The sequence below is a fragment of the Cohnella algarum genome (assembly GCF_016937515.1).
In the GTDB taxonomy this organism is placed as follows: Bacteria; Bacillota; Bacilli; order Paenibacillales; family Paenibacillaceae; genus Cohnella; species Cohnella algarum.
In genome coordinates this window covers 1,619,287-1,639,605 of the sequence record NZ_JAFHKM010000002.1, presented here as the reverse complement: position 1 = coordinate 1,639,605, position 20,319 = coordinate 1,619,287, and the positions used below count along the sequence as shown (strand labels likewise).

General features: G+C 60.8%; 19 protein-coding genes. 9 read left to right on the top strand and 10 right to left on the bottom strand.

Translation table 11 applies throughout. The annotated features are described in order from the left end of the window. The first annotated feature begins 1,228 nt into the window (after positions 1 to 1,228). Both JW799_RS29540 and JW799_RS07380 read left to right on the top strand, forming a co-directional pair. On the top strand, positions 1,229 to 1,732 hold the full coding sequence (locus JW799_RS29540; RefSeq protein ID WP_139787343.1) for a transposase: 504 nt from the start codon (positions 1,229 to 1,231) through the stop codon (positions 1,730 to 1,732). Beyond that, on the top strand, positions 1,624 to 2,793 hold the full coding sequence (locus tag JW799_RS07380) for an IS3 family transposase (RefSeq protein ID WP_338026346.1): 1,170 nt from the start codon (positions 1,624 to 1,626) through the stop codon (positions 2,791 to 2,793). The genes JW799_RS29540 and JW799_RS07380 overlap by 109 nt, the downstream gene beginning before the upstream one ends. 218 nt (positions 2,794 to 3,011) lie before the next feature. Here the strand turns inward: JW799_RS07380 and JW799_RS07375 are convergent, their stop codons facing one another. Genes JW799_RS07375 through JW799_RS07365 form a run of 3 tightly spaced genes read right to left on the bottom strand, consistent with a single transcriptional unit; the run spans position 3,012 to position 6,109 of the window. Continuing rightward, positions 3,012 to 3,842, bottom strand: coding sequence for a carbohydrate ABC transporter permease (locus JW799_RS07375; protein WP_080832356.1), 831 nt, complete (start codon positions 3,840 to 3,842; stop codon positions 3,012 to 3,014). Continuing rightward, positions 3,839 to 4,780: a carbohydrate ABC transporter permease gene (locus JW799_RS07370; RefSeq protein ID WP_205429287.1), complete on the bottom strand. Its 942-nt coding sequence runs from the start codon at positions 4,778 to 4,780 to the stop codon at positions 3,839 to 3,841. Before JW799_RS07370 ends, JW799_RS07375 begins: the two co-directional genes overlap by 4 nt. 24 nt (positions 4,781 to 4,804) lie before the next feature. After that, the gene (locus JW799_RS07365; RefSeq protein ID WP_176220601.1) at positions 4,805 to 6,109 is read right to left on the bottom strand and encodes an ABC transporter substrate-binding protein; all 1,305 of its coding nucleotides are present in this window, start codon (positions 6,107 to 6,109) and stop codon (positions 4,805 to 4,807) included. 280 nt (positions 6,110 to 6,389) lie between these two features. On the opposite strand from JW799_RS07365, the gene JW799_RS07360 reads away from it, so the two are divergent. The 3 genes from JW799_RS07360 to JW799_RS07350 all read left to right on the top strand — a co-directional run bounded on the left by JW799_RS07360 (position 6,390) and on the right by JW799_RS07350 (position 10,962). Then, positions 6,390 to 7,154 (top strand): response regulator transcription factor, encoded by a 765-nt coding sequence (locus tag JW799_RS07360; RefSeq protein WP_080832359.1) that lies wholly within the window; start codon positions 6,390 to 6,392, stop codon positions 7,152 to 7,154. Further along, positions 7,133 to 8,914 carry a cache domain-containing sensor histidine kinase gene (locus tag JW799_RS07355; RefSeq protein WP_205429285.1) on the top strand — a complete coding sequence of 594 codons (1,782 nt, stop codon included), beginning with the start codon at positions 7,133 to 7,135 and terminating at the stop codon, positions 8,912 to 8,914. The genes JW799_RS07360 and JW799_RS07355 overlap by 22 nt, the downstream gene beginning before the upstream one ends. A gap of 401 nt (positions 8,915 to 9,315) precedes the next feature. Further along, complete coding sequence (locus JW799_RS07350; RefSeq protein ID WP_338026235.1) at positions 9,316 to 10,962, top strand: DEAD/DEAH box helicase; 1,647 nt, start codon at positions 9,316 to 9,318, stop codon at positions 10,960 to 10,962. 724 nt (positions 10,963 to 11,686) lie between these two features. On the opposite strand, the gene JW799_RS07345 is transcribed toward JW799_RS07350, so the two are convergent. Then, on the bottom strand, positions 11,687 to 12,877 hold the full coding sequence (locus JW799_RS07345; RefSeq protein ID WP_205429284.1) for a copper amine oxidase N-terminal domain-containing protein: 1,191 nt from the start codon (positions 12,875 to 12,877) through the stop codon (positions 11,687 to 11,689). A 265-nt stretch (positions 12,878 to 13,142) separates the two neighbouring features. On the opposite strand from JW799_RS07345, the gene JW799_RS07340 reads away from it, so the two are divergent. From JW799_RS07340 to JW799_RS07330, 3 genes are all read left to right on the top strand, one after another. After that, entirely contained in the window at positions 13,143 to 13,844 is a 702-nt protein-coding gene (locus JW799_RS07340) for a pirin family protein (RefSeq protein WP_205429283.1), read from the top strand. A 31-nt stretch (positions 13,845 to 13,875) separates the two neighbouring features. Continuing rightward, a complete protein-coding gene (locus JW799_RS07335; protein ID WP_028598478.1) occupies positions 13,876 to 14,211 on the top strand; it encodes a hypothetical protein in 336 nt (111 codons plus the stop codon). 71 nt (positions 14,212 to 14,282) lie between these two features. Next, a complete protein-coding gene (locus JW799_RS07330; RefSeq protein ID WP_028598479.1) occupies positions 14,283 to 14,498 on the top strand; it encodes a YwbE family protein in 216 nt (71 codons plus the stop codon). A 43-nt stretch (positions 14,499 to 14,541) separates the two neighbouring features. Here the strand turns inward: JW799_RS07330 and JW799_RS07325 are convergent, their stop codons facing one another. The 3 genes from JW799_RS07325 to JW799_RS07315 all read right to left on the bottom strand — a co-directional run bounded on the left by JW799_RS07325 (position 14,542) and on the right by JW799_RS07315 (position 16,729). Continuing rightward, positions 14,542 to 15,435 carry an HNH endonuclease gene (locus JW799_RS07325; RefSeq protein WP_240353197.1) on the bottom strand — a complete coding sequence of 298 codons (894 nt, stop codon included), beginning with the start codon at positions 15,433 to 15,435 and terminating at the stop codon, positions 14,542 to 14,544. Positions 15,436 to 15,708: 273 nt separating this feature from the next. After that, on the bottom strand, positions 15,709 to 16,254 hold the full coding sequence (locus JW799_RS07320) for a P-loop nucleotide/nucleoside kinase family protein (protein ID WP_080832368.1): 546 nt from the start codon (positions 16,252 to 16,254) through the stop codon (positions 15,709 to 15,711). 133 nt (positions 16,255 to 16,387) lie between these two features. Continuing rightward, positions 16,388 to 16,729 carry a winged helix-turn-helix transcriptional regulator gene (locus JW799_RS07315; RefSeq protein ID WP_028598480.1) on the bottom strand — a complete coding sequence of 114 codons (342 nt, stop codon included), beginning with the start codon at positions 16,727 to 16,729 and terminating at the stop codon, positions 16,388 to 16,390. A 137-nt stretch (positions 16,730 to 16,866) separates the two neighbouring features. Here JW799_RS07315 and JW799_RS07310 point away from each other — a divergent pair, with 137 nt between their 5' ends. After that, entirely contained in the window at positions 16,867 to 17,505 is a 639-nt protein-coding gene (locus tag JW799_RS07310; RefSeq protein WP_205429282.1) for an NADPH-dependent F420 reductase, read from the top strand. A gap of 76 nt (positions 17,506 to 17,581) precedes the next feature. Here the strand turns inward: JW799_RS07310 and JW799_RS07305 are convergent, their stop codons facing one another. From JW799_RS07305 to JW799_RS07295, 3 genes are all read right to left on the bottom strand, one after another. After that, entirely contained in the window at positions 17,582 to 18,094 is a 513-nt protein-coding gene (locus tag JW799_RS07305; RefSeq protein ID WP_028598481.1) for an SRPBCC domain-containing protein, read from the bottom strand. A 36-nt stretch (positions 18,095 to 18,130) separates the two neighbouring features. Continuing rightward, positions 18,131 to 18,463, bottom strand: a complete 333-nt coding sequence (locus JW799_RS07300; protein WP_028598482.1) for an ArsR/SmtB family transcription factor — start codon at positions 18,461 to 18,463, stop codon at positions 18,131 to 18,133. Between the two features lie 618 nt (positions 18,464 to 19,081). Next, a complete protein-coding gene (locus JW799_RS07295) occupies positions 19,082 to 20,053 on the bottom strand; it encodes a lipoate--protein ligase family protein (RefSeq protein ID WP_205429281.1) in 972 nt (323 codons plus the stop codon). Positions 20,054 to 20,319 lie beyond the last annotated feature (266 nt).

The window sequence follows — 20,319 nt, the reverse complement described above, 5'->3', positions numbered from 1 at the left end:
AGCCGGACTCATTTGAGTAACCACGACTCATCTCGCGCCTTCGTACGCACGCTATCGACCCAGTTGAGTCGTGGCGACTCATCTCAGCCCGCCATGCGCATGCAGCCGGACTCATTTGAGTAACCACGACTCATTTCGCAGCCCTCGCAGGTCCGCTAAAGATCCAGTTGAGTCGTGGCGACTCATCTCAGCCCGCCATGCGCATGCAGCCGGACTCATTTGAGTAACCACGACTCATTTCGCAGCCCTCGCAGGTCCGCTAACGATCCAGTTAAGTCGTAGTAACTCATCCCAGCCCGCCATGCGCATGCAGCCGAACTCATTTGAGTAACCATGACTCATCTCGCCGTCTTCGCACGCACGCTAACGATCCAGTTGAGTCGTAGCTACTCATCTCAGCCCGCCATGCGCATACAGCCGAACTCATTTGAGTAACCACGACTCATTTCGCAGCCCTCGCAGGTCCGCTAACAATCCAATTGAGTCGTAGTAACTCATCCCAGCCCGCCATGCGCATACAGCCGGACTCATTTGAGTAACCATGACTCATTTCGCAGCCCTCGCAGGTCCGCTATCGACCCAGTTAAGTCGTGGCGACTCATCTCAGCCCGCGATGCGCATACAGCCGAACTCATTTGAGTAACCACGACTCATTTCGCAGCCCTCGCAGGTCCGCTAACGATCCAGTTAAGTCGTAGTAACTCATCCCAGCCCGCCATGCGCATGCAGCCGAACTCATTTGAGTAACCATGACTCATCTCGCCGTCTTCGCACGCACGCTAACGATCCAGTTGAGTCGTAGCTACTCATCTCAGCCCGCCATGCGCATACAGCCGAACTCATTTGAGTAACCACGACTCATTTCGCAGCCCTCGCAGGTCCGCTAACAATCCAATTGAGTCGTAGTAACTCATCCCAGCCCGCCATGCGCATACAGCCGGACTCATTTGAGTAACCATGACTCATTTCGCAGCCCTCGCAGGTCCGCTAACGATCCAGTTGAGTCGTGGCGACTCATCCCAGCCCGCCATGCGCATGCAGCCGGACTCATTTGAGTAACCACGACTCATCTCGCGCCTTCGTACGCACGCTATCGACCCAGTTGAGTCGTAGCTACTCATCTCAGCCCGCCATGCGCATGCAGCCGGACTCATTTGAGTAACCCCCTCTGTCAGAATAGTTGTCGTACCCCCAAATTGAATATATAGTGAGGAGAAACGAGGACGAGGTGGAGAACGTGAATCCCGTAACCAAAGAATTCAAGCAAAGCATTGTACAGCGTATGATGCCCCCGTACAACGAGCCGGTCAGTCGGCTTGCTAAGGAAATCGGTCTATCGGAGACGACTTTATTTAAGTGGAAGAAGGCGGCAAAAGCACAAGGTATGACGCCTGCCGATGACGTACAGCCCGAACGTTGGAGTACGCAGGAGAAGTTCGCTGTCGTTGTCGAAACCGCAAGTTTGAGCGAAATCGAGCTGGCGGAGTATTGTCGGACAAAAGGGCTGTTTGTTGAGCAGGTGGAAGCATGGCGCGATGCGTGTATGCAAGCTAATGGCGGAATGGCCTCGCAAGCGAACAGGCTTCAGAAGGAACTCCGCGAGAAAGAGCAAGAGAACAAGGCATTAAATCGAGAGCTAAAGCGCAAAGAAGCAGCGCTCGCCGAAGCCGCCGCCTTGTTGGTGTTGCGAAAAAAGGCCCAAGCGATCTGGGGGGACCAAGAGGACGAATGATCAGTGCCTCAGATCGCGAGCATGCCCTTACACTGATTCAAGAAGCCGTTGCTGCCGGCGCAAGAGAAGCGGCTGCTTGCCGAGAGCTCGGACTGACTCAGCGAACGCTGCAACGCTGGCGCAAGCAAGGCGGTACCGTAGACGGACGCCCTCACGCCAAACGGCCGACACCCGCTAACAAGCTAAGCGATGCAGAAGAGCAGCAGGTGCTGGAGGTTCTTCAGCAGCCGCCGTACAGGAGCCTGCCGCCAAGCCAGATTGTGCCGGCGCTGGCCGATGAAGGAACCTACATCGCCTCCGAGTCCAGCTTTTACCGGGTGATGCATAAATACAATCAGCAGCACCATCGCGGGCGCAGCAAGAAACGCACCCTTAAACCCATCACCAGCCACGCTGCGAGCGGCCCGAATGAAGTATGGATGTGGGATATCACTTGGTTGCCCGGGCCCGTGAAGGGGTTGTTCTTCTACCTGTATCTCATCCTGGATTTGTACAGCCGTAAAATTGTAGGCTGGGAGATTTGGGAAGAAGAGTCTGCCGAGCATGCCAGTCAATTGATCCGTCGTACGGTCGTGCGAGAGCAATGCGTGATTCGTCGGCAGCCGCTTGTGCTTCACTCGGATAACGGAAGCCCGATGAAGGGGGCCACGTTGCTGGAGACCCTGTACAGTTTGGGCATTACCCCCTCTCGAAGCCGACCACGCGTCAGCAACGACAACCCTTACGCAGAATCGATTTTCCGCACATGCAAGTACCGTCCTGGCTATCCAACGGAAGGCTTTAAGGCCTTGTCAGAGGCGCGTGAATGGGTCATGCGATTTGTTCGCTGGTACAACGAACAACATCGACACAGCGGACTGAATTTTATTACACCTAACCAGCGGCATGAAGGATTAGCACACCAAGTGTTTGAGAAACGCAAGGAGATTTATTTGGCCGCAAAAGCCAGAAACCCTAATCGCTGGTCTGGCACCATTCGCGACTGGAGCCTGAAAGATGAAGTCTGGCTGAATCCTGAAAAAGTGACGCTTATTCCGGCTGCAAAAAAATCGCTATCTTAACATTTACTTTCCCTAAGGAATCGCGACAACTATCTTGACAAATACCGGTAACCACGACTCATCTCGCGCCTTCGTGCGCACGCTATCGACCCAGTTGAGTCGTCTTCGCAAGCACGCTAACAATCCAATTGAGTCGTAGCTACTCATCTCAATCCGCCATACGTCAATCCGACCATGCGCATGCCGCCGCACTCCGTTGAGTAATTCTTGCCGTGCCGTCATCCCTTCAAGCCGGTCGTCGAGACGCCTTCCACGAAATATTTTTGCGCCATGAAGAAAATGACGACGCAAGGAATGATCGTCACGACGGACATCGCCATGATCTGGTTCCAGTTGACGGCGCCCTCCGTGTCCAGGACGAGGCGAAGGCCGAGCGACACCGGGAACTTGGTCACGCTGTTGATGTAGATCAAGGCGTTGAAAAACTCGTTCCACGTCCAGATGAACTGGAACAGGCACGTCGAGATGATCGCCGGCACCATGAGCGGGGCGAGCACCCGGACGAGGATGCCGAACGAGTTGCAGCCGTCGATGACCGCCGCTTCGTCCAAATCGCGCGGAATGCCGCGCAGGAACTGGACGAGCAGGAAGATGAAGAAGGCGTTGGCGGCGAGCAGGGCCGGGACGTAGAACGGCAAATACGTGTTGAGCCAGTGGAAATTTTTGAACAGGATGTACCTCGGAATCATGATGACGGCGTCGGGCAGCATCAGCGTCGAGATCATCAGGGTGAACAGCAACCCCTTCAGCGGAAAGCGGAAGCGGGCGAAGCCGTAGGCGACGATCGTGCTGGACAGGGCGGTCAGCGCCGCGACCGGGACGACCAGCAGGAACGTATTGGCGAAAAAGGTGCCGAAGCTCGTTTTGCCGACGCCTTTCCAGCCGCGGGCATACGCGTCCCAGACGAACTCGGACGGAAACAGGCCGATCGTCGACAGCACCTCCTGATTCGGCTTGAACGAAGCGCCGACGAGCCAAAGCAGCGGATAGCAGAACAGCAGCCCGAACGCGGATAGGCCGAAGACGGTCAATATTTTGCGCAAGGTCATTTGCCATCGCCTCCGTCTTCATAGTGCGCCCAGCGGTTGGACGTCTTGAACAGCACGAGCGTGAACAGCAGGATGATGACGAACAAAATCCACGATTGGGCGGAAGCGTACCCCATTTTGAAAAACTGGAACGAGTTGTCATAAAGCATAAGCCCGTACAAATAGGTGGATTTCATCGGCCCGCCGTCGGTAATGACGAAAGCGGCCGTAAATTGCTGAAATGCGTTGATCGTCTGCATGATCAGGTTAAACAGGACGATCGGCGTCAGCAGCGGAAGCGTAATGTGGAAAAACGTCCGGATCCGGGCGGCCCCGTCCACCTTCGCCGCCTCGTACAGCTCTTGCGGCACCTGCTTGAGACCCGCGAGGAACAGCACCATGGAGGAACCGAATTCCCATACCGGCAGCAAGGAAATCGTGAACAGCGCCAGCTTCGGATCCCCGAGCCAGTTGATCGGGGAGATCGACAGGGAGGACAGCATCGAGTTGACGAGCCCTTCCTTCATGAACAGAAACCGCCACAGCACCGACACGGCGATGCTGCCGCCCAGAATGGACGGAAGATAATAGATCGTCCGGTAGAAACCGATGCCCTTCATCTTGATATTCAGCGCCATGGCGACGAGCAGCGCGATGGCCAGCTTGGCCGGTACGGCCATCAGCACGTAGAGCAGCGTCACTTTCAGCGATTGCGCGAACGTCGGATCGTTCGTGAACATCTCGACATAGTTGGCCAGCCCGACGAAATGGAAGCTGCCGACCATGTTGTAATCGGTAAACGAGTAGACGAGCGAGGCGACGAAGGGAAACAGCGTCAGGACGAGAAAGCCGATCAGCCACGGGCTGATGTAGGCGAGTCCGATGGCCTGGCCTTTGCGTTTTTTTCTCCGTACGGGAGCCGCAGCGGGCTGCCGACGATGGTCGAGTCTGGTACTCATGCTTAAGCCCCCGTTCGTCGTTTTTTACTTAATCGTTTGCAGTTTGTCGGCCAGGCGCGAGGTCAGCTCCTCGGCGGCTTGCGCCGGTTCGAGCTTGCGGAAGGCGACGCGCTCCAGAATGTCCTGGGAAATCTGGTTCAGCTCGTTGTTGTTGCTGAGCCCGTTGACGGGCGCTCCCGGATTGCTCAGGGCGATCTCGACCGCTTCGGCGACGGTCGGATCGATCAGCCCTTCCTCGGCGAGCATGGCCGCGTTCGCGGTGGCGGCCGGAACGCTGTAGACGTCCTTCAGAATCCGGGCCGCTTCCGGGTCGGTGAGCAGCCAGCTGGCGAATTTGGCCGCCTCTTCGGGATACTTCGTATCTTTGTTGATCGCGAGCGGGTTGCTCGGATTGACCAGCACGGCGGACGTTTTCGCGTCGGCCGGCACCGGGAACATGCTGACGCCGACGTCCGGCGTGTACGACTTTACTTTGGCGATCGTGGACGCGAGCGTGAACATCATGCCGATGTTGCCGTTTTGCCATTGGAGGTTTTCCGCCAAATCGGGATACAGGCTGCTTTCTTCCACCGGCTGAATGACGCCGTCGTCGAGCAACTGGCGGTAGTAGGCGAAGGCTTTTTCCGCCGCCGCGGCATCAAAGCCGAGCGATTTGTCGTCGTTGATCCATTGGTTGCCGGTCAATTGGTTCACGAACGGCTGCAGGAAAATCCGGTAATCGAACAGCCCGAGCAGATAGGCGTCGGGGTCCTGCTCGTGGACTTTTTTGCCGATTTCGTGAATCGTGTTCCAGTCCCATTTCGTATTTTCCGAAATGCCGAACTTTTCGAAAAACTCCCGGTTGTAAAGGGTTACAATTCCGTTCGCGCCCATCGGCAGCCCGATCAGCTTGCCGTCGAAGGTCGCGTAATCGTTCAGAAACTCAGCATCGAAAGCATCCAGGTTGAGGTGATCCTTCAGCGTGTTCAGATCGAGCACCAGATTGCCTTTGACCGCGATCTCCTCGATCCAGTCGACGGACAGCGGCGTCAGGTCGGGCGCGGTTCCGCCGGCGAACTGGGTGACCAGCTTCTGGTAATAGCCGTCGAAGCCGCCGTATTCCGGCTCGATCGTGACGTTCGGATTTTTCTCCATATACAAATCGATAGCCTCGAGCAACGCCTGATGCCGCACTTCCGACCCCCACCAGGAGAAGCGAAGCGTCGCTTTTTCTTCTTTGGCCTCTTCCGCTCCGGAAGAACCGGAATCGGACGAGCAAGCCGCCGTCACCGCGACCGTCAACGCCAGGCACAGCAGCCCGGCCCACTTCGAGAAACGTTTCAGTTTCATGTTCATGAAGCCCCCTCGGTTGTTTTCATATGGTTGCCCTCTTACTATAACGAGGCGTCTCCGGTTATGAAAAGGCATACAAAACGGCAAAAGGTATCCGTAAACCGCTTGTTTGCGCAAAAGGTATCCGGATTCCCGGGTCCGGGAGAATCCGGAGTGCAAATGCGTTTTGGGCAGGAGCGGACGGTTATGTCGGCGCCCTGTAAAAAAAAGAAGAAATCCATTATTCTGGTGAATGCGGTAGCATATGACTTCGATCACAGCCTGGAGGTGCGCGTTCATGTATAAGCTGCTGCTGGCGGACGACGAAAAGGAGATCCGGAACGGGTTGTCCCAGTATTTCCCTTGGGCGGAAACCGGCTACGAGCTTGTCGGCCTGTGCGAGAACGGACAGGAGGCTCTCCGGTTTATGGACAGCCGGCCGGTCGACGTGCTGCTGTGCGACATCCGGATGCCGGTCATGAACGGGCTGGAGGTGGCCAAGCGCCTTCACGAGACGAAGAGCAAAACGAAGGTCGTGTTCCTGAGCGGCTACAAAGACTTCGAATACGCCAAACAGGCACTTTCCTACGACGTGCACGACTATATCGTCAAGCCTACCCAGTTCGGCGAGCTGAGCCGGGTGTTTACGTCGCTCAAGCTGGAGCTGGACGAAAGCTCGTCCGCAGGCGCGCCCGCCTCCGGGGCTTCCTTCGACGAGAAGGTGATCGCCGCGATCAAAAGCTACGTGGAAGAAAACTATCCGAACGCGACGCTCGAGGAAGCGGCCGCGAGGGTGCACATGAACCCGCATTACGTGAGCAAATACTTCAAGGACAAGACGGGAGACACGTTCTCCGATTATCTCGTCGGGGTCAAAATGGCCAAAGCGGCCGAACTGTTGATGGATATCCGCTACAAAACCTACGAAATCAGCGAAATGGTCGGCTACGGCTACGCCAAAAATTTCACCCGGACGTTCCGCAAGCATTTCGGGCTCAGTCCGCGCGAGTTTCGCAGCAGCCGCACCGACGCCGCACCGCCATGCGCCGAAAATTTTTCCTGAAAAACCTTTTGCTGTTCCTCATTCCGCTGCTTATTCCGACGTGCGTCCTCGGCGTGCTGTCGATTAATTTGACCCAACGCTACATTCAAGGCGAGATTCATACGACGCAGACGCAAATTTTGCAGCAGCTGGAACGGAACGCCGACATGATCCTGAACGAGATGGACTCGCTCGCCATCGTGTTCGGCAATTCCCAGACGCTGTTTCGCGTGGAGGAAGTGCTGCGGACGCTGACGGTGTCGCTCGACAATTTGCGCCTGATCGAATCGATGGTCAATTACGTCAACGCGCCGGCCAACGCCCGGCCTTTCATCGAATCGATCTATATGTACGTGCCTAATCCGTACGGGCAGTTTCTCGCGAGCGGAGAGGGGCTCACGAGCTTCGACCGGTTCCACGACGTCGGGTGGAAGGCCGAGTTCGAAGCGCGCGCGGGGGCCGGAGACAGGTGGACCTCCCGCCGGCAAATTACCCGCTATTCCTTCGAAGGGCCGATTTCCGTCACGACCTTCTACAAGACGCTCCCTTCCGTGCTGACCGACAAGCCGTACGCGGTCATCGTCATGAACGTGTACAACGATTACATGGACAAAACGCTCCGGTCCATCGAGCAGGTGCCCGGCCAGCGGCTTTTTATTTTGGACGAAAACGGAACGCCGCTGTTTCAGTCCGGCGGCGGGGCGGAGTTCGGCGCATCGTTGCCGACCGGGCTTGCCGCGCAGGACGATTCGTTCGACATGGAGCTGGACGGCGTCGCCTACAACGGCGCCAAGCTGACGATGGCCAGCAGCGGCTGGACGTTCGTCTCGCTCATTCCCCGGCACGAGCTCGTGCAGGTGCCGTTCCGTTTGAGTCAGTTTACGGTGTACGTCGTGTTCCTGTCGTTCGCGCTCGGACTCGTGCTGACGTATTTCCTGACCCGGCGGTCGCTGCGGCACATCCGCCAGATGATCGCGATCATCAAAGCGGCCGGCAAGGGACTTCCGCTTCCCGAAGTGAAGCCGGCCAGGGGACAGGACGAGTACAACTACATCATCCAGACGATGACGCGCAATTTCATCGAGCAGCATTACTTGACCGTGCAGCTGTCGGAGAAAAAATACCGGCTGCAGGCCGCGGAGCTGCTGGCGCTGCAGTCGCAGATCAATCCGCATTTTTTGTTCAATACGCTGGAAACGCTGAACTGGAAGGTGATGGGGCTGACGGGCGGGCCGAACGAGGCGAACGGCATGCTGGGGCACCTGTCGGAAATCCTGAAGTATTCGTTCGATACGCCCGACCGGGTCGTCGATGTCGAAGAGGAGATTACGTACACGAAGCACTACATCGCCATCCAGAAGGAGCGGTACGGGGACAAGTTCGAGGTGCGGTGGCGGTACATTCCCGAGGAAATCCGGGGCTGCCGGATCGTCAAGCTGCTGCTGCAGCCGCTGATCGAGAACAGCCTGTACCACGGCATCAAGGAAAAAGAGGGGAACGGCGCGATTCTGGTTAAAATGGACAGGGATGCGGATTTTCTCCGCATCGCGGTCGTCGACAACGGCGTCGGCATGAGCCGCGGGCGCCTGGCGGAAATCCGGGCCCGGTTGGAGAGCGCGGGCGATTCGAAGGCCGGCGATTCGGAGACGGGCGATCGCATCGGCCTGGCGAACACGAACAAGCGCATCCGGCTGTCCGATCCCGCGGGCGGGGAGCTGCGCGTCTGGAGCAAGGCCGGGTTCGGAACGGCGGTCGTCATCCGGATCGGGGTCGGACGATAGGGACGGACGCGGGTGCCGGAAGCGGCGAGGCCGGCCGGGCGGGCGGGAGGGCGCGATGCTTACGGCGGATCGTGATCGGCCTGAACAAGCGCATCCGGCTGTCCGGACTCTCGGGCGGGGAGCTGCGCGTCCGGAGCAAGGCCGGATTCGGAATGGCGGTCCGGATTCGGCGAGGAAATCGGGGATCCGGATTTTGCTTTTTTTCGGACCTCTCGCCGATATCCCGTTGGCTCAGCATCCCGCCGTTATGGTACGATAGGTGAAACGTTGCCGCGCGGCGGTCGGCCGGGAAGGATGCGAACGGCGATCGGAGCGGCGGACAGAAGCGGCCGCTTTGCCGCCTTGGCTTGCGGCCGGCGGACGGCAGATGGCGTTACATTTTTCGAATATGGGGTGCTTTCGTGACAAGCTTCGCGAAGTTGGGAATTTCGGAAGAACGGTCGGCCGTTCTGAACGTTCAAGGGATAAAGCAGCCGACTCCGATTCAGGAGATGGCGATTCCGGTCGTCATGCAAGGTAAGGATATGATCGGCCAGGCGCAAACGGGCACGGGCAAAACGCTGGCGTTCGTGCTGCCGATTTTGGAGAAGATCGACGTTGGTTCGGAGTCGCTTCAAGGGCTGATCGTGACGCCGACACGGGAGCTGGCGCTGCAGATTACGGAGGAAGTGAAGCGGTTCCTCGTTCCGGACGAGGGCGTGCGCGTGCTTGCCGTTTACGGCGGGCAGGACGTTGAAGCGCAAATGAAGAAGCTGGCCGGGCGGGTTCATTTGATCATCGCGACGCCGGGCCGTTTGCTCGATCATATGCGCCGGGAAACGGTGGACCTGTCGACGGTTTCGACGCTCGTGCTGGACGAAGCGGATCAAATGCTGCACATGGGCTTTTTGACCGAGGTGGAGGACATTTTGCGGGCGGTGCCGGCGAGGCGGCAAACGCTGCTGTTCTCGGCGACGATGCCGGAGAAAATCCGCGAGCTGGCGGGCCGGATTTTGCGGAATCCGGAACATGTCACCGTCAAAAGCCCGAAAGTAACGGTAAAAGACATCAAGCAGCTCGTCGTCGAAACGACGGACCGGGGCAAGCAGGCGGCGCTGGTAGCGATGCTGGAGGAGACGCAGCCCTTCCTGGGCATGATTTTCTGCCGGACGAAACGCCGGGCTTCGACGCTTAACGCCGCTTTGCAGGCGATGGGCTATGCCTCCGACGAGCTTCACGGCGATTTGTCGCAGGCGAAGCGGGAGCAGGTGATGAAGCGGTTCCGCGAGGCGAAGCTGCAGCTGCTGGTGGCGACCGACATCGCCGCGCGCGGTCTGGACGTCGAAGGGGTGACCCATGTCTACAACTACGACATTCCCCACGACACCGAAAGCTACATTCACCGCATCGGCCGGACGGGCCGTGCGGGAAGCGCGGGCATGGCGATTACGTTCGTCGCGCCGAAGGACCGGGCCGAGCTCGGCGTCATCGAATACGGCATCGGCCAGGAGCTGGAGCGCCGGGCGGGCGTGCCGACGCCGCGCGGGGCTCGGGCCGACGGCGCTGAAGCAGGTGCGGGCGCAGGCGAGCGGGAACCGCGGGCTCGCGGCGGGCGGTTCGCGGGCGCTGGCGGCGGAGCCGGGGCGCCCGGAAGCGCCGGCCGTAGGACCGGAGCCGCGGCGGGCGGCGGCGAGCGGGGCGGGCGAAGCGCCGGGCCCGGAGGCAGAGCCGGTCGCGGCGAGCGGAGCGGCGCGTTCGGCGGCGGCGCGGGCCGGGGCGGCGCATCCGGCGCGAGCGGCAGGCCGCCGGGCGGGCGCGGCTTTGGCGCCCGGAGCGGCGACGGCGGAAACGCGCCGGGCGCATGGGGCTCGCGAGCCGGCGGGCAAGCGGGCCGCGGTGCCGGGGCTGGCGGCCGGACCGGCAGGGGAGCCGGGCCCGCGGGCCGACCGGGCAGGGAGGCGGGCCCCGGAGGCAGGGGCGGCCGCCCGCCCAAGCCGGCGTTTTCATCGGCCGGCCGCAAAGGACCGGGCGGCGGCGGGAAGCCGAAGCCGCAGCGGGGCAGAAGGTAAAGCGGCCGAAGAAGTCCGTCCGGCGGGCTGCATGAGGCAGAAACGTGAGGGAGTATCGGCGCCGGCGAAGCCGAAGTAGCGCACCCCGTGCACCACACGGGCGCAAGCGGCGCCGGTGAGGCTAATGTAGCGCACCCCGTGCACCACATGGGGCGCAAGCGGCGCCGGCGAGGCCGAAGAAGCGCACCCCGTGCACCACATGGGGCGCTAACGGCGCCGGCGAGGCCGAAGAAGCGCACCCCGTGCACCACATGGGGCGCAAGCGGCGCCGGCGAAGCCGAAGAAGCGCACCCCGTGCACCACATGGGGCGCAAGCGGCGCCGGCGAAGCCGAAGAAGCGCACCCCGTGCACCACATGGGGCGCAAGCGGCGCCGGCGAGGCCGAAGTAGCGCACCCCGTGCACCACATGGGGCGCAAGCGGCGCCGGCGAAGCTAAAGTAGCGCACCCCGTGCACCACATGGGGCGCAAGCGGCGCCGGCGAAGCCGAAGTAGCGCGCCCCGTGCACCACATGGGGCGCTAACGGCGCCGGCGAGGCCGAAGAAGCGCGCCCCGTGCACCACATGGGGCGCTAACGGCGCCGGCGAGGCCGAAGAAGCGCACCATGTGCACCTCATGGGGCGCAATCGGCCCGGCGGCGCATCATGCGAGGGGCTGTCCACAGGGTCAAATCTGACCTGGCGGACAGCCCCGTTCGCTTATGAACCGTATGCGCGCGGCGGCGCTATTGCAGCGTGTAGGTCAGCTGCGACTGTTCCCCGGTGAACAGGTTGCGATAGTCGAAAACGAAGCTGTCTCCGTCGCGCTTCACGAACGTTAAATTGTCGGCCGCATCCGGAACAAACGGACTGGGCTCCGTCGTTTCGATCCGCGTAATTTCCTCCTCGGACAGAAGCTCCTTGTACAGCGCGGCAGCCGAGCCGTCCCGCAAATCGACGAGCAGGGTCGTGCCGCGGATATAAGGCCGGATCAGCAGCAGCCGATCCTCGACCGATGCATACTCCACGGTATACGTGTCGTCGTAGCCGCCCAGCGCCTTCAGATCGAACCGCTCCTGCACGTAGCCGTCCGGGCGGACGAGCTGCAGCTCCGAGCCGTCCAGCAGGACGAGCAGGCCGTCCGCCTCCTCGACGCTCTGCGCGCGGGCCATGCCGTAGTATTCCACGGCCGTCTCCCGCACGAGCTTTCCTCCGGATACGACCAGGCGATAAATGTCGGTGCCGAGCGCAGGCTCGCCGTGCGAATGGGTGACCGTAAGCAGCAGCGAGGTTTCGCCCGTCTTTTTCACGTCGAGGTACCCGTATTGGGTGACCCGTACGCCGGAATAGCCGATTCTTCGCGGCATTTCGGAGCCGACTGCCGTATAGACGTTTCCGTTGTCCTTGCGCACCCAGTACCAGCCGGCCGGGCTGCCTCCAAGCAGGCTTCGCGGGCCGTAGTCGACGAGCAGGGTGCCGCTCGTGTCCAGCTTCATCGTAGCGCCGGCGACCATGACGATGTCTCTCAGCGGAACAAACAGCGTTCCGTTTTTCAAAAATGGAGCCGTCGACATCGCATGCACCGAGTCGTTGATGAGCGCCTTGGAAGAGCCGACGCGCCACTTCAGCCGCAGGTTCGGAGCGGTCGCGATCAGGTAGCGGGTCGTCTGGTCGTAGGACAGCACCAGATCGGAGAACAGGGTCGACAGCTCGTTCAGCGACAGAAACGTCGTGCCTTTTTTCAAAGCGATTTCCGGATTCGATTGCTTGATGTTGTACGCCCACTGGTACGAGGGGACGTTAACCGGAGGCGGATCGTCCGGCGTTCCGGCGGCGGAAGAGGTGCCGGGACGGAAACCGGCGAACAAGGCCGCGGCCAACGCGAACACGGCGGTTAAAGCGATCCATTTTTTGCTAATCAAGGATGAAGCCTGCATATCGGGAGCCTCCTGCGACATTGGAAATAAGATCCATTGATTAGACGCGGGCCATGCGGAATTAGTTTCGCAAAAGAAGCTTATGCTTGGAAAAACAAGGGCAAAAGGTGACGGCAAAGACGGCGAACCCCCGCCGTTCCGGGCTCCGGAGACGTTCGAAGCGGGGCTCCCGTTATGTCCGCCAAAAACGCGGTTGTGATTCCGCCGAGATTCAACTACAATTCGGTTAGTTACTTTCGATTTTATAAAAAAGAGGAGGCGTCCCATGATTCAACTTTATCCCGAGCGATTGCGCCACAAGACGGATCTGGGCTGGCTGAAAAGCCGCCCGAGCTTCCAGTTCGGAGAATATGTCGATCCGGAAAACAGCGGCTTCGGCGTCATGCGCGTGTGCAACGACGATTTTGTCGCTCCGGGACGGGGCTTCGGCGCTCATCCGCATAGCGATATGGAGATCGTCTCGATCATCTTGAAGGGGCAAATCCGCCATGAGGACAGCCTCGGCAACGTCGAAATCGCATCGGCAGGCGAAGTGCAGCGGATTACGGCGGGCAGCGGCGTCGTTCACGCGGAGTACAATCCGTCCGAATCGGAGGAGCTGAACCTGCTCCAGCTGTGGTTCATGCCGAGGGAAAGAGGGCTGACGCCTTCCTACGAGACGGCCCGGTACGATCAGGCCAAGCTGCGCAATGCGCTGCTGCCGGTGGCGGCGGCCGTTCCTGCGGAAGGCGTCGCCAAGGTCGAGCAGGACCTGACGATTTATTTGAGCCGGCTGGACGCGGGGCGGGAGCTTGCGTTCCGGCAGGAGAAGGGACGGCGGGTTTTCCTGTTTGTTATCGAAGGAAGCTTGACGGCGAACGGCCTGGCGCTCGGCACCCGCGACGAAGCCCGGATCGCGGACGAACCGGAGCTCGCGCTTGCGGCCGGCGGGGAAGAGACGTTTTTGATGCTGATCGATTTGCCGTAAGCGGCCGAAAGCCGAAAGGAGGGAGCTTGGGATGAAGGAAACGTTTATCGTCAAGCATGCGGTAGGGGGCAAAATTTTTATCGATACGGGCAAGCGCCCCGTTCCGTACAAGCTGGAGGAAAAAGCGGACGGCGGCTACCGGTTTACGGTGACGACGCCCCGCGGCCCGGAAATCGAGGAGCTGCTGGAGCTGGCTCGCGAGCTTAACGTGTTCGTGTTCCGGGATTACTCGGAGGAAAACGAGCCGACGATCAAAACGTGGTTCTACGTGAAAGACGGACCGGTCGCGTACGACGACGGTCGGCAGGCGCTGACGATCGACGCCGAATCGAAAATCGAATACGTGCCCGACCGGTATTTGAGCTGACCGAAATTTCGTCCTCGGCTTGCGGTATGGTAAGATGGCAGAACAGATACCGACAGCGGAGGGTACGACAGGTGGAAGGAAACGGGAAAAACCGCGGCGATGTCCGGCCGGGACTGGAAGTGGACATCGTGCTGAAGCAGGACCAGCGAACGGGCAAAACGACGCGCGGCATCGTGAAGGATTTGCTGACGAAGTCGGCGTTTCACCCGCACGGCATCAAGGTGAGATTGACGGACGGCCAGGTGGGCCGGGTCCGGCATATCGTTTCGCAGCCGAACGAAGACTGAAACGGCCGAAAGCGGACGCGTCCCGGCGGGTTCGTTCGGCGCTTCAATCCGAAGCGCGAATGAATTCGTCGAGGTCGCGGTCCGCTTTCGACTGATTGCACAGGTTGCAGGCGCAAACGCAGTTGACCGGAGTCGTATGGCCGCCTTTGGCGCGGGGGAGCAGATGGTCGATCGTGTCCCCGTATTGTCCGCAGAAGTAACACGTATACTTGTCGCGTTCCAGAATAAGCCGGCGAAACTCCTTGTTGCTGTACAGGCGCCGGATCGTGTGGCGGCTCGCGACGACGGCGGCGCGCTCGCGCACGAGAATGAACGCAAGCTCCGGCTCGATCTCCTGATACCAGCGGCGGCCGTTATCGGACTTGCCGAGCATGCGGACGAAGCCCTGCTTCGTCGGTCTCAGGCCGGCCGGAGCCGGAGGAGGATCGGCCGGGAGCTTGACGGGCCTGGCTTTGGCCAGGGCTTGGGGTTGAGCTTGGGCGGAAGGCGCAGCGGGGTTCGCCGCATGCGCTTTTTTGCGTTTGCGCCGCCGCCGCTTGCGCTTCGGCTTGGGAGCGTCCGCCGCCGGGGCTTCCGCGGTTTCCGCGCCGGACTCCGGGGCCGCCGCACCGGGGTCCGGGATCGCGAGCCCGGCGGCGTTCATGCCGGCCGGCTGCGCCGGCGTCAGCGGAACTGCCGCCAGCGGAACTGCCGGCGCCGACCCGGGCGCCGCGTCCGCGGCGGCGGGCCCCGAAGCCGCCGGCGCGGGAAGGGCCGGGCTTGCCGCCGCGCCGGACCGCTCCTTCCGCCGGCATTCGCGGCAGACGCCGCGGCGCCTCCTGCGGCCGGATCTTCTGCCGCTTCTGCCGGAAAACTCCGCCAGCGGCTTGAATTCGAGGCATTGCCGGCACGTTTTGCCGGAGGCCCCTTTATCGCGATGCATCGTCTCGTTTGTCATAGCCCGAGTATATCATACCTGCGCGGCTCTAGTCTGTCGGGAGACTTCATTTTACCGGTTATGCTCGCGCGGGCCTGCCGAAGCTGCTCGAGCCCGTCCCGCCGCAGTTCGGCAGCGTGCAAAATTCGGCTGTTCCGCGCGGGACCCTGCACCTTGTCGGCGGGGATGAGCGTGTCGTGCTCATGCCGAGCAGGCTCGCGTCGTTCTCGGACAAGCGGCTTCCGGCACCGGCTGATGGAAAACGGGCTTATCCTTCGTCGGATCGCAGCGCCGCTACTCGGCGACAAGCGCCTTTTCCCGGAATTGCCGCAGAATGGCGTCGGCGGTCTCCTCCGGCGTCAGCTCGGACGAATCCAGCCACCACCCGATCCGGGGCGTCTCTTTGCGCAGCACGTCGTCCAGGCCCGATACGGTCCAGATGCCGTAGCCTTTCTTGGGCCGCGCGGCTTCCCTCGCCTCGACGGCCTGCGCGTTCGGGCACAGCACGACGACGTAAAACGGACGGTTCCGCACGTACGAGACAAAGTCCTCCAGCACTCGTCCCACGACCACGTCCTGGACGATGACGTTGAATCCCGCCTCCAGATAGTCATCCGCGGCCTGTGCGGCCAGCCGGTAGCGGAGCCGCAGCTGGTCCAGCCCGTCGTCGTCCGAGTCCGGCCGCACTTCCCGGCGGTCGTTGACGATCATTTTTCGAAAAATGTCCCCGCGCAAATGCACGGACCGGTCGAACCGTTCGGCCAACAGCTGCGAGACGGTCGATTTGCCGCTCGCCATAATTCCGGTGACGAGTAAAATAAAGGGCTGCCCGGCGTTCATCGGTTTTCCTCCTTTGCCGGAATCATCGTGAACACATTCGTCTCCCGGCGGGCCGACTCCTTCCGGAGGTTGCCGAATGGCGATAAAAAATTGCGCCTTTGCGTCGGCGGGACGTTGGAGCGGCGCCATCCTGTCATTGTTCGGGGCCCAAGTTCCGGATATGCGCGATTCCCCATTCGCTCATCCGATCCAGAAAGCCGATCATGGACCTCCCTTGAGGCGTGAGGGAGTATTCGACCTTTGTTTTGGGCGGGATATCCGGGGTGACCGTTCTTTCGACAATCCCGTCGGCTTCCAGCTCGCGGAGTTGTTCGGTCAGCATTTTTCCGGAAATGGCGGGGAGATGGCGCAGCAATTCGCTGTAACGCACGGGCCCCCGGCTGGTGTGCAAGTGTCGGTAAATCGGGATCTTCCATCTGCCGCTCAGCATCGAAAACACGCGCTCCACGGGACAATCGTTCAATTGAGCGGGCATCGTTTCATCGCGTCCTCCGTTTTTTTATTCATATTATAATGCATTCGCATGCGGCATGGGCGGGAAACGAAAAAGTGCCTTATTGCCGGCCCGCGGGCTCGGCTCCTATAATCTCCCGTAGAAGGGAGCGGGTATTCATGAAGATCGGCATTTTCGGCGCAGGACGCGTGGGAAAAACCATAGGCGAGGGGCTGATCCGGGCGGGTCATGAAGTCCGCATCGGCAGCCGCGACCCCGAGCATGCGAAGCATCGGGAATGGAAGCGGGAGGCGGGGGGAAAAGGGGACGTCGTATCCTTGAACGAAGCGGCAAGGTTCGGCGATCCGGTCTTCGCGGCTTTGCCCTGGGACGGCTTGAAGGAGGCGCTCGAACGTCTGGAGCCCGGAGTTTTGAAAAACAAAACGGTCGTCGACGTCACCAACGCCGTCCGTTTCGAAGACGGTCCGCGGTTGACGTACGGCGACACGTCGGCCGGCGAGCTCGTTCAGCGGTGGCTGCCGGACAGCAGCGTCGTCAAAACGCTGAACACGGTCAGCGACCGTCGGATGGTCCATCCGAGCTTCCGGGACGGCATGCCCGCGATGTTCGTGTCGGGCAACGACGCTCGCGCGAAAAATCAGGTCAAATCGCTGCTGGAGGACTTGGGCTGGCGAGACATGATCGATCTGGGAGACATCCGGCAAAGCCGGCTGCAGGAGGCGCTCATGCTGGCCTGCGTCATCAGTGAAATTCGGCTGGGGTCGCCGGGCATGGCGTTTGCGCTGCTGCGGGGATGAGCTCCGCTTGCGAAAAGGGAAGGGGCTGCCGGCGGGCGGACAAATCCGCCGCGGCACCCCCTCGGAAAACGCCGTTTTATGGTTGTGCCGCCTGCAGGTGCTCGGCCAGACGATCCCACGTTTGGGTGACCCCTTCCTCCATGCCCATATCCACAACGGTTTTGAGCGCTTCGGGGGTATCGTACCGGGAAATGCTGATTACCTTGGTCTTGCCCTCATGCTCTTGAAAAACCACCGTAGATTCGGGAGCCGGCATGTCCTCCGAAATGTTGCCTTCGGCATCGGAGAAGTAGTCGATATAGACGATCTTTTCGTTCGGGACGATCTCCTGATAGACCGATTTGCCCCAGGATTCCATGCCGTAGAAATCTCCCTGATTCGGGTCCATGCATTTCATGCAGTAATGCCAGACGCCGCCGGGACGGAAATCGATGTCGCACGCCGTCAGCTCCCAGCCTCTCGGCCCCCACCATTGCTTTAAATGCTCCGCTTCCGAAAACGCTTTGAACACAAGCTCGCGGGGCGCATCGAAAATCCTCTCCATCGTAAACTCCCGGCCTTCCGCTTTGATCGACATCCGGTTCGACATGCGCGACTCCTCCCTGGATTTGGGTTGACAGGGTCATTATTCGGGCTGATCGTCTTCCTGGGCTTGCAGCTTCTGCAGGTAAATATCGAGATTGTCGAAACGCTCGTTCCAAACGTTGAGGTAAGGCTTCAGCCAATCGTACAGCGTCTGGAACGGCTCCGACCGCAGCCTGTAATTCCGGCGGTTGGCGACCGCTTCGACTTCGACGAGCCCGGCCTCCAGCAGGACGCGCAAATGCTTCGAGGCTTGGGGCTGCCGGATTTGCAGGCGCTCGGCGATCTCGTTCACCGTCAGGGGACCGTTTTTCAAAAGCTCGACGATGCGCAGCCGATGGGGCTCGGCCAGCGCGCTGAATATCGCGGTTTCCATCATCTGGCCATTCCTTTAAGCCATGTTGCGCGAAGTACGGCGGAGATTGCAACTTCGGTTTGAATCATGCGATCCACCTCGTTTCCTCGGTTCGTAAACCGTACCTCGAATCGAATATACCATGAACGGAATATTCTTGTAAAGGAATATTTAAAATTTCTCCATCCGCCTGTCCGTGAACCATACGATTACTCTGCAAAGCCGGCCTCCAAGCGGTTCTGCTGGCGTTTTTGTGTGATATTTCATACAAAATCCGGTCATTTGGCGCTTTTTCGAAGACATTTGTATGATTTTTCGTACAAAATTGGCTCGTCGGGCGGTTCTGCTGGCGTTTTTGTGTGATATTTCATACAAAACTCCGTCATTTGGCGCTTTTGTGATGCCGTTTGTATGATTTTTCATACAAAATCGGTCTGTTGGGCGGTTCTGTGGACGTTTTTGTATGGTTTCGTACGAACCTTCGTCTTAGCGCTTGGCGCCAATCGGCATAACCGCATCCCGCCGCGTCAAAGCCAAACCGACCCCAACCCCATTCGGTTCCCGGGTTCCCGCCCATAACCGGGCCGGGACGGTCGAAAGCCTCATAGCCGAGCACAAATGTTGCTCGGCAGGAACGAGCTACTGGCTCCGCGGGCGGTACCGCTGCCGAAGCGTTTCGGCCATGGCGCGGATGTCGGCCGCGGCCGGCAGTTCGGCGGGCGGGACGGCAAGCGGGGCCGGGACAGCGAGCGGGGCCGGTTCGGCGGGCCGGCCGGCAAGCGGGCCGGGCTCGCCGGCGGCGTTGGCCCCGGCCCCGGCGGTCCCGGCGGCGGCTGCCCCGGCGGCGCCGAATGCCGCAGCGGCGCCCGCCGCGCCCTGCCGGCGCCCGATCGCGCGCCGGACCGCGTCCGCGAACGCGCGCGCCGCGTTCGCGCCAAAGCCCGCCAGCTCTTCGAGGCTGGCGGTGCTGCCGTCCGCCACCCGCGGGTAGGCGGACGGCTCCGCGCCTGGCGCGGCGCGTTCGTAGAACGCGCGCACGAGGCGCGTCCGGTCGTCGCCGGCTCCGCCCGCGACGACGAACGCCTGCACGCAGGCGGCGCGCAGCTGCCGGCGCTGGGCGATGCCGCAGAACTTGCGGCCCGCGATGCTAAGATCGTAGTCGCCGGGGCAATAGGCGCCCGCGATCTCGCCTTTGTCCACGGCGACGCCGGCGAAGGCGAGAGCCTCGCGAACGAGCGCGTACATCCGCTCGAAGTCCTGGCGAAAATGCGCGCCCGCGCCGCCGCTTTTCGGAAAAATAAGCGAGAGATTGACGACGCCGGCATCGAGCGGCACCGCCGCGCCGCCGGAATGGCGCACGACGACCTGCCAGCCCTGCGATTCCAGCCAGCGCGCCGCCTCCGCCGCGTGCGGCAGCCGGCTGTCGCGCTGCCCGAGCACGAAGGCGTTCGGATGCCGCCACATATGGCAGAAAGCCTCCCCGGTCTCGCCGGCGCGCCTGCACAGCAGCTCGTCGAGAGCGAACGCCTCCAGCGGATCGGCGGCGGCCTCCGCGTCAAGCCGATCCACGAGCCTCATGGCGCCGGCCCAGTCCAACGTTTCGTCGTTCATCTTCAGCCGCTCCTTCGTCCGGTCTATTTTCGAATAGGTACTGCGCATCATGCCCGATGACCGCCGCCGGGAATCCGGCAGGGGTTCCTTTTATTGTAGCAGGCCTCCCGTCCGGGCCCAACTCCCGCGAAGGGCTATTCAACCCAAATTTTCCGTGTTATAATGATCACAAATTAATAGCGGGTTGGAGAACGGGAGACACCACAACACTTGGCTGCGCGAATCGCGCGGTCGATGGCGTTGTGGTTTTTTTCATTCGGCAAGGG

What these genes read in the sequence shown, in the direction of transcription:
- JW799_RS07375 (WP_080832356.1), bottom strand. Translation starts at nt 3,842, where the DNA reads ATGACCTTGCGCAAAATATTGACCGTCTTCGGCCTATCCGCGTTCGGG.
- JW799_RS07320 (WP_080832368.1), bottom strand. Translation starts at nt 16,254, where the DNA reads ATGAACGCCGGGCAGCCCTTTATTTTACTCGTCACCGGAATTATGGCG.
- JW799_RS07335 (WP_028598478.1), top strand. Translation starts at nt 13,876, where the DNA reads ATGAAGGAAACGTTTATCGTCAAGCATGCGGTAGGGGGCAAAATTTTT.
- JW799_RS07300 (WP_028598482.1), bottom strand. Translation starts at nt 18,463, where the DNA reads ATGGAAACCGCGATATTCAGCGCGCTGGCCGAGCCCCATCGGCTGCGC.
- JW799_RS07340 (WP_205429283.1), top strand. Translation starts at nt 13,143, where the DNA reads ATGATTCAACTTTATCCCGAGCGATTGCGCCACAAGACGGATCTGGGC.
- JW799_RS07310 (WP_205429282.1), top strand. Translation starts at nt 16,867, where the DNA reads ATGAAGATCGGCATTTTCGGCGCAGGACGCGTGGGAAAAACCATAGGC.
- JW799_RS07305 (WP_028598481.1), bottom strand. Translation starts at nt 18,094, where the DNA reads ATGTCGAACCGGATGTCGATCAAAGCGGAAGGCCGGGAGTTTACGATG.
- JW799_RS07315 (WP_028598480.1), bottom strand. Translation starts at nt 16,729, where the DNA reads ATGCCCGCTCAATTGAACGATTGTCCCGTGGAGCGCGTGTTTTCGATG.
- JW799_RS07295 (WP_205429281.1), bottom strand. Translation starts at nt 20,053, where the DNA reads ATGAACGACGAAACGTTGGACTGGGCCGGCGCCATGAGGCTCGTGGAT.
- JW799_RS07370 (WP_205429287.1), bottom strand. Translation starts at nt 4,780, where the DNA reads ATGAGTACCAGACTCGACCATCGTCGGCAGCCCGCTGCGGCTCCCGTA.
- JW799_RS07360 (WP_080832359.1), top strand. Translation starts at nt 6,390, where the DNA reads ATGTATAAGCTGCTGCTGGCGGACGACGAAAAGGAGATCCGGAACGGG.
- JW799_RS07355 (WP_205429285.1), top strand. Translation starts at nt 7,133, where the DNA reads ATGCGCCGAAAATTTTTCCTGAAAAACCTTTTGCTGTTCCTCATTCCG.
- JW799_RS07365 (WP_176220601.1), bottom strand. Translation starts at nt 6,109, where the DNA reads ATGAAACTGAAACGTTTCTCGAAGTGGGCCGGGCTGCTGTGCCTGGCG.
- JW799_RS07345 (WP_205429284.1), bottom strand. Translation starts at nt 12,877, where the DNA reads ATGCAGGCTTCATCCTTGATTAGCAAAAAATGGATCGCTTTAACCGCC.
- JW799_RS07325 (WP_240353197.1), bottom strand. Translation starts at nt 15,435, where the DNA reads ATGACAAACGAGACGATGCATCGCGATAAAGGGGCCTCCGGCAAAACG.